The sequence below is a fragment of the Paractinoplanes lichenicola genome (assembly GCF_016785085.1).
GTDB lineage: Bacteria > Actinomycetota > Actinomycetes > Mycobacteriales > Micromonosporaceae > Actinoplanes > Actinoplanes lichenicola.
Genome location: NZ_JAENHO010000010.1, coordinates 199948 through 212437 on the forward strand (window position 1 = coordinate 199948; position 12490 = coordinate 212437).

General features: G+C 72.0%; 9 protein-coding genes. 5 read left to right on the plus strand and 4 right to left on the minus strand.

Annotation, left to right across the window (positions count from 1 at the left end; translation table 11 throughout):
• Window positions 1-174: 174 nt before the first annotated feature.
• Window positions 175-2472: an accessory Sec system translocase SecA2 gene (gene secA2 / locus JKJ07_RS32755; protein WP_202995741.1), complete on the minus strand. Its 2298-nt coding sequence runs from the start codon at window positions 2470-2472 to the stop codon at window positions 175-177.
• Between the two features lie 111 nt (window positions 2473-2583).
• On the opposite strand from secA2, the gene JKJ07_RS32760 reads away from it, so the two are divergent.
• The 3 genes from JKJ07_RS32760 (at window position 2584) to JKJ07_RS32770 (ending at window position 6083) form a co-directional block, all read left to right on the plus strand.
• On the plus strand, window positions 2584-3324 hold the full coding sequence (locus JKJ07_RS32760) for an ATP-binding protein (RefSeq protein WP_202995742.1): 741 nt from the start codon (window positions 2584-2586) through the stop codon (window positions 3322-3324).
• A 52-nt stretch (window positions 3325-3376) separates the two neighbouring features.
• Complete coding sequence (locus JKJ07_RS32765) at window positions 3377-5227, plus strand: CheR family methyltransferase (protein WP_202995743.1); 1851 nt, start codon at window positions 3377-3379, stop codon at window positions 5225-5227.
• A 64-nt stretch (window positions 5228-5291) separates the two neighbouring features.
• The gene (locus tag JKJ07_RS32770) at window positions 5292-6083 is read left to right on the plus strand and encodes an STAS domain-containing protein (protein ID WP_202995744.1); all 792 of its coding nucleotides are present in this window, start codon (window positions 5292-5294) and stop codon (window positions 6081-6083) included.
• Here the strand turns inward: JKJ07_RS32770 and JKJ07_RS32775 are convergent.
• Together JKJ07_RS32775 and JKJ07_RS32780 are read right to left on the minus strand one after the other, a co-directional pair.
• Window positions 6009-7181 carry a SigB/SigF/SigG family RNA polymerase sigma factor gene (locus tag JKJ07_RS32775; RefSeq protein WP_202995745.1) on the minus strand — a complete coding sequence of 391 codons (1173 nt, stop codon included), beginning with the start codon at window positions 7179-7181 and terminating at the stop codon, window positions 6009-6011. The genes JKJ07_RS32770 and JKJ07_RS32775 overlap by 75 nt on opposite strands.
• Before the next feature lie 134 nt (window positions 7182-7315).
• Window positions 7316-7849, minus strand: coding sequence for a hypothetical protein (locus JKJ07_RS32780; protein WP_202995746.1), 534 nt, complete (start codon window positions 7847-7849; stop codon window positions 7316-7318).
• Window positions 7850-8675: 826 nt separating this feature from the next.
• On the opposite strand from JKJ07_RS32780, the gene JKJ07_RS32785 reads away from it, so the two are divergent.
• Window positions 8676-8957, plus strand: coding sequence for a hypothetical protein (locus JKJ07_RS32785; RefSeq protein ID WP_202995747.1), 282 nt, complete (start codon window positions 8676-8678; stop codon window positions 8955-8957).
• 1503 nt (window positions 8958-10460) lie between these two features.
• The gene (locus tag JKJ07_RS32790) at window positions 10461-10982 is read left to right on the plus strand and encodes a hypothetical protein (RefSeq protein WP_202995748.1); all 522 of its coding nucleotides are present in this window, start codon (window positions 10461-10463) and stop codon (window positions 10980-10982) included.
• On the opposite strand, the gene JKJ07_RS32795 is transcribed toward JKJ07_RS32790, so the two are convergent.
• Window positions 10979-12310, minus strand: coding sequence for an SGNH/GDSL hydrolase family protein (locus JKJ07_RS32795; protein ID WP_202995749.1), 1332 nt, complete (start codon window positions 12308-12310; stop codon window positions 10979-10981). The two genes, JKJ07_RS32790 and JKJ07_RS32795, sit on opposite strands and share 4 nt — an antisense overlap.
• Between the last annotated feature and the right edge of the window lie 180 nt (window positions 12311-12490).

Here is a 12490-nt window from a genome sequence, read left to right on the forward strand (position 1 = left end):
CCACCGCAAGCGTTTGCGCTGGCCAAAGCATGCGCGTAGGGCCACCCCGGGCGGCCCGTTCGGGCACATTTCTGAGACGGAAGACACACCACGCACGATGCATTCTTCGTGGCGAGTGCAATAAGAAACCCGGGCCTCCCACGATGGGGAACGCCCGGGTTCTTCTTCTCGTAATTAGTTGTTGCCGCCCGAGATGAGCCGCCGCCCCACGGCCGCAATGAGCCGGTCGAGCTCCGAGCCGAACGGGTTGTCGTGCACCAGGTACGTCCAGGTGGCGCTCGGCCGCACGATCTTGGCCCGGTCGGGCTCGAAGCCGTCGCTGAGGTCGACTTCCTCGAACGCCTCGATGGTGCGGGCCTCGACGTCGAGCAACAGCTTCTGGAAGGCCGGGACGGCCGCCCGGTGGAACTCGTCGAGCGGGTCGAGCTTGCCCAGCGCGCGCAGGTGCACGCCCTCGCGCACCTCGCTCAGCTCGGCCAGGTGGTCGACCCAGAGCCGGTCGAGGTGATAGAGCGCGATGGCCCGGGCGGCGTCGGACAGGACGTCCTCGTCGGTCTCCTTGGCCTTCTCGGGCGAGCGCTCGAGCAGCATGATCGCGGCGACCTCGGAGGTGAGCAGGCGCTCGCGGCGCTCGGCCAGGGCCACCCGCTGCTGCTCGATGACGACGCTGTAGCGCCAGGTGTTGCGGTGGATCTCGTGGTTGACGCCCTCGGCGACCCGCTGGGCGTGCTCGACCGCGTAATCGACCTGGTCGTCGTGGACCACGCCGTCCATGTCCATCCGCGGCGAGGCGGGCAGGATGTCGCCCGCGTGCCGGGTGACCAGCTCGTCCTCGAGGCTGACGAAGAAGACCGAGCCGCCCGGGTCGCCCTGCCGGCCGGCGCGGCCGCGCAGCTGGTCGTCGACGCGGCGGCTGTCGTGCCGGCCGGCGCCGATGACGTAGAGGCCGCCGAGCTCGACGACCTCGTCGCGGTCGGTCTCGGCGCTGCCGCCGAGGCGGATGTCGACGCCGCGACCGGCCATCTGGGTCGAGACGGTGACCGCGCCCTTGGCGCCCGCCTCGGCGATGATCCGGGCCTCCTCGGCGTCGTTCTTGGCGTTCAGCACGTTCGACGGCACGCCGACCGCGGCCAGCTGCTTGGCCAGCAGCTCGGAGGCCTTCACGTCGAGCGTGCCGACCAGCACCGGGCGGCCCTTCTCGTGGGCGATCTTGATCTCTTCGACCAGGGCCTCGTCGCGCGTCTCGTGCGCGGAGTAGATGCGGTCGGGCTCGTCGTCGCGGATGTTCTCGGCGTTCGACGGGATGACCGCGACCTCGAGCTTGAAATACTCCCGGAGCTGCTCGCCGACGTGCACCGCGGTGGCGGTCATGCCGCAGACCGTCTTGTAGAGCGCGATGTAGGCCTGCACGGTGATCGTGTCGAGCACCTCGCCCTCGGCGGTGGCGCTCAGGCCCTCCTTGGCCTCGACCGCGGCCTGCAGCCCGTCGGGCCAGCGGCGGCGCTGGGCGACCCGGCCGCGCATCTCGTCGATCAGCTCGACCGAGCCGTTGCGCACGATGTAGTCGACGTCGCGGCGCAGCAGGGCGTGCGCGTGCAGCGCCACGTTGACCGCGGAGAGCTGCTGGACCTGGTCGTCGGCGTACAGGTCGATGCCGCCGAGCTCCTCCTCGATCTTCTTGAGGCCGGCGTCGGTGAAGGCCACACTGCGGCCGTCCTCGGCCACCTCGTAGTCCTTGCCCGCCTTGAGCTCGCGCACCAGGCCCGCGGCGTCGTGCACCGGGTCGCTCTCGGTGGCGATGCTGCCGGCCAGCACCATCGGCACCCGGGCCTCGTCGATCAGGATCGAGTCGGCCTCGTCGACGATCGCCGTGGCCAGCTCGCGCTGCACCCTGTCTTCCACGTCGGTGACGAGCTGGTCGCGCAGGTAGTCGAAGCCGGCCTCGCTGACCGACACGTAGGTCACGTCGGCCAGGTAGGCCTCGCGGCGCTCCTCGTGGGTCGACGCCTCGGTGACCCAGCCGACGGTCAGGCCGAGCAGCTTGTAGATCGGCGCCATCCACTCGGCGTCGCGGCGGGCCAGATAATCGTTGACGGTGAGCACGTGCACCGGGCCGTGGCCCAGGCGGACATGCCCGTACGCCGCGATGGTGGCCGTCAGCGTCTTGCCCTCACCGGTGGCCATCTCGGCGACCTTGGCCGAGAGCAGCGCCATCACGCCGAGCAGCTGCACGTCGTACGGCCGCTGCTCGATCGCCCGGAACGCGGCCTCGCGCCCGATCGCGCAGATCTCGGTGAAATCGCTCGCCTTCTGGGCGGCGGCGGTCAGTGCCTCGTCGTCCAGCTCGCGCAACGCCTCTTCACGAGCGTCGATGGCCGGCAGCCGCTTCGAGAACGGCGCGAGGTCGACCGTTGTGCCCGGACGCTGCAAGAACTTGCGAAACCGGCCCTTGAGCCGCTGCGACACACCCATGGCGGGCAACGGTACTTCATTTCCCTGAAAGCTTGGTGACGACCTTCCGTTTGTAAACACCCCGCGCCGGGCATCTTGTCGCGGTAGGTCTGACGTTCATGGGGAGGCAGGGTGCCGAGTCAGCTCGTGTGCCGGCCGGAACGGGGGTTTCCGGTCGCCGCGCTGCGCGTCAGCGGCACCCTCGATCAGGTCACCGGCGACGCGCTCCAGCAGGCGGTCCGGCTGCGGCTGGCCGATCAGCCGACGGTGCTGCTGCTCGACGTGACCGGGCTGCGGATCGGCGACTCCCTCGGGCTGACGGCGCTGAGCGCGATCGTCTGCGAGGCCGGCGAGTGGCCCGACGTGCCGGTGGTGCTGTGCGGCGCCGGGCCCCGGACGATGGCGATGATCGCGGACGCGCCGGAGTGCTCCGGCCTCGGGTTCGCCGGCGACTTCAAGGGCGCGCTGGCCCACGCCCGCGCCCAGACCGTGCCGCCCCGGATCCGGGTGCGCCTGCGGCCCGTGCCCGACGCCTGCCGGCAGGTACGCCACCTGGTCGCCCACGCTTGCGCGACGTGGCAGCGGGCCGAGGTGATTCCGGCCGCCACCCTGATCGCGACCGAGCTCGTGGCCAACGTCGTGCGGCACGCGCGCACCAGCATGGAGTTCACCCTGCGGCCGCTGAGCGGGGGCCGGCTCGGCATGACCGTGCGCGACCGCAGCCGCCGGATGCCCAAGCCGACCGACGCCGGGCTCTCCGACCCGGGCGGGCGCGGCCTGCGGCTCGTACGGGATCTGACCGATGCCTGGGGTGTGCTGCCGGTGACCGACGGGAAGGTCGTCTGGACCCGGATGCGCGCGGGCACCCTCTGACGACGCGCGCCTGGGCGCGTGCGCGCGTGATGACGTGCGGTAGCGTCTTCGTGTGCAGCCCGCCGACCCTCATTTCGAAGCCCTGCTGGTCTATCTGAAAGAGTCCCGCGGCTTCGACTTCACCGGCTACAAGAGATCCAGCCTGGTCCGGCGCGTGAACCGGCGGATGAGCCAGGTCGGCGCGACCGACTACCAGGAGTACGTGGACCATCTGCAGGTCCATCCGGACGAGTTCACCGCGCTCTTCAACACGATCCTGATCAATGTCACCGGCTTCTTCCGCGACGCCGACGCCTGGGACTACCTGGCCAAGGACGTGCTCGGCCCGATCATCGCGGCCAAGCCGGCCGAGTCGCCGATCCGGATCTGGTGCGCCGGCTGCGCCTCGGGTGAGGAGGCGTACACGCTGGCGATGGTGCTGGCCGAGCTGATCGGGCTCGAGGCCTTCAAGGACCGGGTCAAGATCTACGCCACCGACGTCGACGAGGAGCAGCTCAACGACGCGCGTCAGGCGACGTACGGGGAACGCGAGATGGAGGCCGTGCCGCCGGAGCTGACCGAGCGCTACTTCGAGGCGGTCAACGGCCGGCACGCGTTCCGCAAAGACATGCGGCGCTCGGTGATCTTCGGCCGCAACGACCTCGTGCAGGACGCCCCGATCTCCCGCATAGACCTGCTGACCTGCCGCAACACGCTGATGTACTTCAACGCCGAGACGCAGGCCAAGATCCTCGGCCGGTTCCACTTCGCGCTGCGCGACGAGGGCGTGCTCTTCCTCGGCAAGGCCGAGATGCTGCTCAGCCACGCCAGCCTGTTCACCCCGATCGACCTCAAGCGCCGGGTGTTCCGCCGAGTGCCGCGGCTCTACGCCCGGCCCGGCGTCGCCTTCGCCGACCCGCCGGCCGGCGCCGGCACCCCCGTCACCGGGCTCGACGAACTGCGCAACGAGGCCTTCTCGGCGAGCCCGCTGGCCCAGCTCACGCTGACCGCCGACGGGCACGTCGCGCTCTCCAACCGGCAGCTGGAAAACCTGTTCGGGGTGTCGTCGCGCGACATCGGCCGGCCCTTCCGCGACCTCGACCTGTCCTACCGCCCGGTCGAGCTGCGGCGCTACATCGAGCAGGCCCAGCTCGAACGGCGCACGCTGCGCATCCCCGACGTCGACTACCAGCGCGGCGGCGAGCAGGTCAACCTCGAGGTGCAGATCAGCCCGCTGGCCGGGGTGGACGGCAGCCTGCTCGGCGTCAACCTGATCTTCCACGACGTGACGGCCTCCCGGCGCCTCAAGGACGAGCTGGAGCACGCCAACCAGCAGCTCGAGGCGGCGTACGAGGAACTGCAGTCGACGAACGAGGAGCTCGAGACCACCAACGAGGAGCTGCAGTCCACGGTCGAGGAGCTGGAGACCACCAACGAGGAGCTCCAGTCGACCAACGAGGAGCTGGAGACGATGAACGAGGAGCTCCAGTCCACCAACGACGAGCTGCAGAGCATCAACGACCAGCTGCGCATCTCGAGCACCCAGCTCGACGAGGCCAACGACTTCCTCGAGACCGTGCTGACCAGCATGGAGGCCGGCGTCGCGGTGGTCGACCCCGACCTGCGGATCCGCATGTGGAACCGCCGCGCCGAGGATCTGTGGGGCCTGCGCTCCGGCGAGGTGATCGGGCAGCACTTCCTCAACCTCGACATCGGGCTGCCCATCGAGCATCTGCGGCCGATCCTGCGCTCCGCCCTGGGGGCCGAGGCGACCGGCGCCGAACTGCAGGTCGACGCGGTCAACCGGCGCGGGCGGGCCATCTCCGTACGGGTGGCCTGCACCCCGCTGCGGCGGCGCGAGGGCGGCATTCAGCCCGAGGGCGCGATCATCGTGATGGAGACGGGGGCGGTCGAACCCAGCTGAACGACCGGTTTACGGCCGGTCGCGGTGGGTAGGCCACATCAACGGGCCGCTGGGAGGGCGCAGGATGGCGATCGAGTACGAGAGCGGCTTCGACGGCCTGCACCTGATCGCCACCGTGTCCGGCGCGCTCCGCCTGGCCGAGGTGTCCGCCCTGCACACGCACTTGCTGAAGTCGCTCGCCGAGCAGCCCGACGCCTTGCTGCTCGACCTCTCCGGGCTGACCGTGACCGAGCCGCTCGCGCTGGCCGTCTTCACCGCGGCCAACCGGCAGGCCGGCCGCTGGCCCGGCGTCCCGATCCTGCTGTGCGGTCCCCCGCCGGCCACCCGCGAACTTCTCGACGGGCACGCCTTCCGGCGGCTCGACGTCGTCGACAGCCTCGACGCGGCCCGCGCCCGGCTGGCCGGCGACCCCGCGGCGGCGGTGCCCGTCCTCAGCGACGAGCTGCTGCCGATCAGCGGCGCCGCCCGGCACGCGCGCGACCTGGCCACCGACGCGTGCCTGCGCTGGGACCTGCCGCACCTGGTCGGCCCGGCCGGGCTGATCGCCACCGAACTGGTCAGCAACGTCATCGACCACGCGCACACGATGATGACGCTGCGGCTGTCGCTGCGGCCGCGTTACCTGCACATCGCCGTCCGGGACGGCTCGCCCGACCAGGTGGGGCCGCCGGTCGGGCCGGCGCCCGAGACCGGCCGCGGCCGGGGACTGATCATGGTCGACGCGACGGCACACTCCTGGGGCTGCGTGCCCTCGGCCGACGGCAAAGTGGTCTGGGCGTCCCTAAGCCATCAGCCGGGACAGGCCCGTCACCTTGAGGATGCTCGCCACGTAGGGCTGGGCGCCGGTGAGGGCTAGCGGAACCTCGGCCACCGCGGCCGCCGACGCCGCGTCGACCAGCACGGCGATGCCGGCCGCGTCGAGCAGCGGCACCCCGGCGAGGTCGATCACGACCCGGTCCTTGCCGCCCAGGGCGATCGCGTGCCGCAGAGCGATCCGCAGCCGCTCGGCGCTGTCCCGGTCGACCTCGCCGCGCACCCGGGCGACGACCATGCCGCCCTCGCGCACCGCCTCGACCTGCACCGGGTGATGCTCGGGCCGGGTCTCGGCGCCCTCCCAGCGCGGCGGGACGTCGCTCAGCATCGCCTCCCGCAGCCAGGACAGCGCGCGGGTGAGCAGCCGCGACACGTGCATCTGGGAGATGCCCAGCTCGGTGGCGATGTCGGCCTGGGTGCGGTTGCCGTAGAACCGCAGGGCCAGCATCCGCCGCTCCCGGGCCGGCAGCCGCATCAGCAGGTCGGCCACGGTGACCCGGTCGTCGACCAGGTCGAGGTCGGCGTCGACGGCGCCCAGCATGTCGCCGAACTCCGCACCCTCGTCGCCGGGCCCACCGATCGGGGCGTTCAGCGAGGACGGCGAATAGCCCGCCGCCGACTCCTGCGCCTCCCGCACGGCCTCCAGCGACAGGCCGAGCCGCTCGGCGATCTCGGCGGCGGTCGGCGTACGGGAAAGCATGCTGGTCAGGACCATGGTCGCGTGCCCGACCTCGAGGCTGAGATCCTGCACCCGGCGGGGCACGTGCACACCCCACGTCTTGTCGCGGAAATGGCGCTTGATCTCGCCCGAGATGGTGATGACCGCGTACGCCGTGAAGGAGCCGCGGACGGGGTCGTAGCGGTCGATCGCCTTGACCAGGCCGAGCCGCGCGACCTGCTCGATATCCTCGAAGGACTCGCCGCGGCCGCGATAGCGCCGGGCCAGCCGGCCCGCGAACGGCAGGCACAACCGGGTCAACGCCTCACGCAGGGCGGCACGCTCGGCGGCCGAGGCGGACAGGCCGCGCTCGGCGAACGCGACGGCGGCGGCGTCGAGATCCTCGAGACCGCCGTCCGTGACCGGGGTGGCCGCCCGGTCGAGCTCCTCCACTGGGGACAGAGCCGAACTCTCGTCGGACATCGGTGCTCCCCTCGGCAACCCTGGGCCGAAGTCGCCGACGTCAAGGTCATGGGGGACGACCGGACGGTAGCCCGCGTCGCCCATCACGACCGTACTGCCCGAGCCGACCCGCGCTCAAACAAACGCGCCGGTATTCACCGCTCCGGCTGATCCCGATCGGCCAGGGGCTTGTTGAGCTGACCCATGTTCGGCGACTCGAGCTTGGGCCGCGCCGGACGCGGGCCGGCCTCGGGCGCCGGAGCGGAAGGTCCGGCCGGGGTGGGGCCGGGCGGCATGCCCGATGAGGGCGGCCGGTTGACCTGGCCCATGTTCGGCGCCTCGAGGGGCGAACGGTTCATGGCGGCCCGCGGGGCGCCGTTCTGCTCGGGGCCGGACGCGCCGAAGCGGGGCGAACTGTTGCCCAGGCCCTGGGCTTGCGGGTTCGCTGCGGCGCCGGGCTGGCTCGGGGCGGGGCGGCCCGGGAGGCCGGACGGTTCCTGACCGGTCGGGACGGCGGGGGTCGCAGGGCCGGCGGGCGGGCGACCCGAATAGCTGGGGGCCTGGCCGAGGCCGGACGGCTCCTCGCCGGTGGCCGGGCCCTCATTCGCGGGCGGCATCGTGGGCGGGGTCATGGCCGGGGGCTTGAGGCCGGGGAGGCCGGACGGCTCGTTCCCGGCCGACGGCGCCATGCTTCCGGGCGTCGGGGCATTCCAGGCGTTTCCGGCCTGCGGCGGCTGCGCGGCGTTACCGGACTGCGGCGCATATCCGGCACTTCCCGCTTGCAGCCCGCCGGACTGCGGTCCCCCGGATTGCGACCCCGCAGCTTGCGGCCCTCCGAACTGCGGCCCCCCAGCTTGCGGTCCCCCGGACTGTGGTCTCCCGGCTTGCGGCCCCCCGGACTGTGGTCCTCCAGCTTTCGGTCCCCCGGCTTGTGGCCCTGTGTGCGGCGGGTTTCCGGGCGGTTGGACGCCGGGGCCCGACGGGCCCGACGGCGTAAGACCGGGATTGCGGCCGATGCCCGACTGCTGCGACCCGGCCGGGGGCGTCTGGCCCAACGGCGCCGGGGGCTGCAGAGGGTTGAGCGCGGCCGGCGGCTGCGGGGGCTGATTGACGGCGGCCGGAGCCTGGGGCGGCTGGTTCAGCGCGGTCGGCTGCTGCGGGGCGGGGCTCGCGGCCACGGGTCCGTCGGACGGGCGGGTCGCGGCGGGCGTTCCCGGCAGGCCGTTGACGCCGTTGACGCTGCTGAACCCGTTGACGCCGTTGGCCCCGTTCGGGCGGGGCACGGGGCGGGCGGGGGTGAACTTGGGCGCGTCCAGGGGCCGGTTCTGGTGCCAGTCCGGCGGCAGGGGCGGGGCGGGCGGCTTGACGGGCTTGCTCGAAGGGCCCCCGGCACCGTTCAGTTCTCCGCGCGGGCCCGACGGCTCGGCGGCCGGCCCGCCCAGGGCCGGGTCCGGGCGCTGGCCCGAAGCCCCGGCACTACCCGAGTTCGGCTCCGGCCGCTGGCTGGAAAACCCGGTGCTGCCCGAGCCGGAATCCGGCCGCTGGCCCGAAAACCCGGTGCTGCCCGAGTTCGGGTCCGGGCGCTGGACGGAAAACCCGGTGCTGCCCGAGCCGAGATCCGGCCGTTGCTCCGAAAGCCCGGCACCGCCCGAGTTCGGGTCTGGACGCTGGCTCGAGAACCCGGTGCTGCCCGAGCCGGAATCCGGTTGTTGGCCCGAAAGCCCGGCACCACCCGAATTCGGGTCCGGTCGTTGGCTCGAGAACCCGGTGCTGCCCGAGCCGGAATCCGGGCGCTGACTCAAAAACCCGGCATCGCCTGGATTCGGCTCCGGACGCTGACTTAGAAACCCGGCGGCGCTCGGATTCGGCTCCGGACGCTGGCTCGAGAAGCTGCTGCCGTTCGGGTCCGGGCGCTGGCCTGAGGCCGCACCCAGGTTCGGCTCGGGGCGGGAGCCGGAGAGGTCAGCACCGCCGAGGCTCATTCCGGGACGCGAGCCGTCCGCACCGCTCGAGTCCAGGCCGGACGCGCTCAGCCCCGAAGGTCCGGCTGCGTTCGGCCCCGAAGGTCCGGCTGGGTTCAACCCAGAAGGGCCGGCTGGGCTCAACCCCGACGGTCCGTCCGCGGTCTGGCCCGGCGCGGCTGCACCGCGGGAAAGGTGGGGCTCGTCGGCCGGCAGGTCGCTGCCGTTGAAGCTGAAGTTCAGGCGCGGGCCGCCCGGCTCCTCCCCCAGGCCGCTGGGCTGCTGCCCCGGCGTTCCGAACGACAGCCCCACCGGACCGTCGGACAGGGCGTCCCGGTAGCCGGGCCCGGCGGCCGGGCTCGCGTCCTCGCGGCCGGGGCGACGCTCCGGCATCTCCATCGGCGACCCGAAAGCCAGGGGCGATCCGAACTCGGTCGGCCGCGGCGAAGAGGTCGCGCCCGGCTCGTCCAGGCCGGACCCAAAAGCCGTACCGGCACCATCAGCGGACCCGAAAGCGGTCGCGGCACTGTCGGCCGACCCGAAAGCCGTCGCAGCGCCGTCGGCCGACCCGAAAGCGGTGGCGTCGGCGGACCCGAAAGCAGTGGCGGGAGCATCGGCGGATCCAAAAGCCGTGGCGGCGGGCCCAAGAGCGTCGGCGGAACCGAAGGCCGTGGGCGACACCGGCACCTCGGGAGCGGACGGGGAGCGGTTCAGGCCCGCGGCGGCGGCCAGCCCCGAGCCGTTGAAGTCGAAGCCCGACCCCGGTTCCCCGTACGGCTCCCCCAGTCCCCGGCGGGTCGCGGCGATCAGCCCGGACTCCTCGGCCAGCCCGGCCGCCTCGACGACCTCGGCGGCGGCGATGCCGGCGGCACAGGGCAGGGGTTCCCCGCACGCCGGGCACGTGGTCATGCCCTCCTTGGGCCCCCGGCCCCCCGCGTGCGCCAAGAGCATCTCCCGGGCGGTTCGCGCCAGCACACTGTCCGGGTCCACGAACGCCTTGCTCGGTGCCACGTCAGCCGCCCCCTCATTCCGCCGCGAGACCAGCGCCTCACGGACCACGGATCAAGTTCACCGCCGATTGGTACCAATTCGCGCGCTTTTCAGCATTTCGGCGACAGGGGTGGCTGACGAGCACCATGCGGCGACCCCTGCCCCGTGCGTACGGGTGAATCTGGGGTTAACAGAGGCCCTCGGACCGGGGAGCGTGTGCAGGGGGCGAAGAAACGGCAATCGTGTCTCCGCAGGCCGGCCGCCCGCTTACCGTTCTCACATATTCACTCACGGTGCGTAGGCGATGACTCTCCGTACGATGTGAGAACCCCTCATGGAGGTGATTCGCATGGATGACGTCGACCTGCACCGCGAGCAGATCCTCCGGCACGTCGGACCCGTCATCACCGGGCGGTTCGCCGGCTTCCAGACCTCGTACACGCGCGAGGTCCGCATCGGGCAACCGCTGGTCATGGCCGTTTTCCTGGCCGCCGGCGTGCTTCAGCTGATTGCCGCGATGCTGCGGATGAAGCCGGGCCGCCGCAGCTTCAAGGAGCTCAAGAAGGGCCCCGAGTTCCTCGTGACGCCGGTGCGGGTGCGCGACGACCTGGGCCAGACCTACGAGGTCGAGATGCACGGGCAGTTACCCCAGTCGGCCCTGCACCGCGGCGACCTCGTGCAGCTCAGGACGGTCGCGCAGAAGGATGTGACGCTGCCGGTGCGGCTGGTCAGCCTGGTCAACCTGACGACCATGCAGCCGCTCACCCCGCGCATCCCGACGATGTGGTCGCACCTCGGCCCGGCGCTGCTCCTCCAGGCCACTCTCGGCCTGGCCATCGTGGTGGCGCTGGCGGGATTGGCGATGCGCTAGAGCTTGTCGAGCGGCACCGCGTTGGCCAGGGCCAGCATGCCGGCGTCGTTCGGGTGCAGGTGGTCGCCACCGTCGAACTGCGGGTTGAGCCGCAGCGGGTCGGCCTGGTCGCGCAGCGCCTGGTCGAAGTCGGCCACCGCGTCGAAGGTGCCGTCGCCGCCGTTGCGGATCCACGTGTTGACCCGCAGCCGCACCTGATCGAGCGCCGGGGTGTAGGACGGGTAGCCCTTCCACGGGGTGATCGTGCAGACGACCACGCGCAGGCCCTGGGCCCGGGCCCGGGTCGCCAGGTGGGTCAGCCCGCCGGTGAGCTGGGCGGCGTCGGTCTGCCGGGGCGCCTGCATGATGTCGTTGATGCCCGCGAAGACGACCAGGGTGCGGGCCCCGGAGCGTTCGAGCACGTCCTCGGCGAACCGGGCCTGCGCCGACCGGCCGGCCACCGAGTTGATCCGGTATTTCGGGTATTGCGCGTCGAGCAGGATCCGGTTGCCGGCGAGACCCGCGTTGGCCACGCCGTAGCCGGGGCCACCGTTCGCGGCGAGCCGGGCGGCCAGCAGGTCGGGCCAGCGATGGTTGAGCCCGGCCGTGGACTTGGCGCCGTCGGTGATCGAGTCGCCCAGGGCCACGATCGTGCCGGGCGCGCCGGTCACCTCGACCGCGGTGACGTAGAACCAGGCCGTGGCGCCCCGCGCGAACGCCGTGGCGGCCAGGTCGCCGGCGCGGTCGAGGGGGTCGGGGCTGACGAAGGAGAGCTGCTTGGCGTCGGCGTGATAGGTCGAGGCGACCGGTTTGACCGGGGTCCAGACCGAGACCAGCAGGTCGGTGTCGGCCGGGATGTCGAGGGCCAGCGAGTCGCTCAGGATGTCGCCGCCGGGCGGCACGGTCGCCTCACCCCGGCCACCGAAGGTCACGTCCCGCAGCGTGCCCTGCACCGCCGTACCGTCGCTGGGGTTGTTGGTGCCGTCGCGGCGGCCACCCGAGTGGGCCGAGAGCGCGATGGTGACGTGGCCGAAGCGGACCGGCGCGACGCCGAAGCGGTTGCTCAGCCGGATGCGCACGTGGGGGCCGCCGATCGTGGTGTGCACGACGTTGCGGACCGTGTGACCGAGCGGGCGCTGGAAGTTCGCCGCCGAGGGCGCGGCGGCCCACGCGGTCGACCACTCCGGCCGGGTGCCGCCGGGGGCCGCGCTGGCGATGGCCGGCGCGGCCTGGGCCGAGGCCTGCGGAGACGGCGTCGACGAGCGCAGCGGACCGAGCGCCATCCACGTGACGGTCAGGATCGTGGACAGGACCGAAGTCACCACGACGCCGATCAGCAAGCGCCGCATCTTCAAGATCTTGCCCTCCCCAGGGTGCCGATCCGGATGAAATCCGGTACGGCAGGGTACCGCTGCAAGCGTGTTCGCCGGCATCACCCTGGCCTATATCGACAGACTTGAGAGACACACCACGTGCGATCTCATGCTTTGGTGCCGTCTGGCGCGACACGCCGCAGCTGTGGAAGTTTG

What these genes read in the sequence shown, in the direction of transcription:
- JKJ07_RS32775 (WP_202995745.1), bottom strand. Translation starts at nt 7,181, where the DNA reads ATGTCCGACGAGAGTTCGGCTCTGTCCCCAGTGGAGGAGCTCGACCGG.
- JKJ07_RS32780 (WP_202995746.1), bottom strand. Translation starts at nt 7,849, where the DNA reads ATGGCGCCGTCGGCCGGGAACGAGCCGTCCGGCCTCCCCGGCCTCAAG.
- JKJ07_RS32795 (WP_202995749.1), bottom strand. Translation starts at nt 12,310, where the DNA reads ATGCGGCGCTTGCTGATCGGCGTCGTGGTGACTTCGGTCCTGTCCACG.
- secA2 (WP_202995741.1), bottom strand. Translation starts at nt 2,472, where the DNA reads ATGGGTGTGTCGCAGCGGCTCAAGGGCCGGTTTCGCAAGTTCTTGCAG.
- JKJ07_RS32790 (WP_202995748.1), top strand. Translation starts at nt 10,461, where the DNA reads ATGGATGACGTCGACCTGCACCGCGAGCAGATCCTCCGGCACGTCGGA.
- JKJ07_RS32770 (WP_202995744.1), top strand. Translation starts at nt 5,292, where the DNA reads ATGGCGATCGAGTACGAGAGCGGCTTCGACGGCCTGCACCTGATCGCC.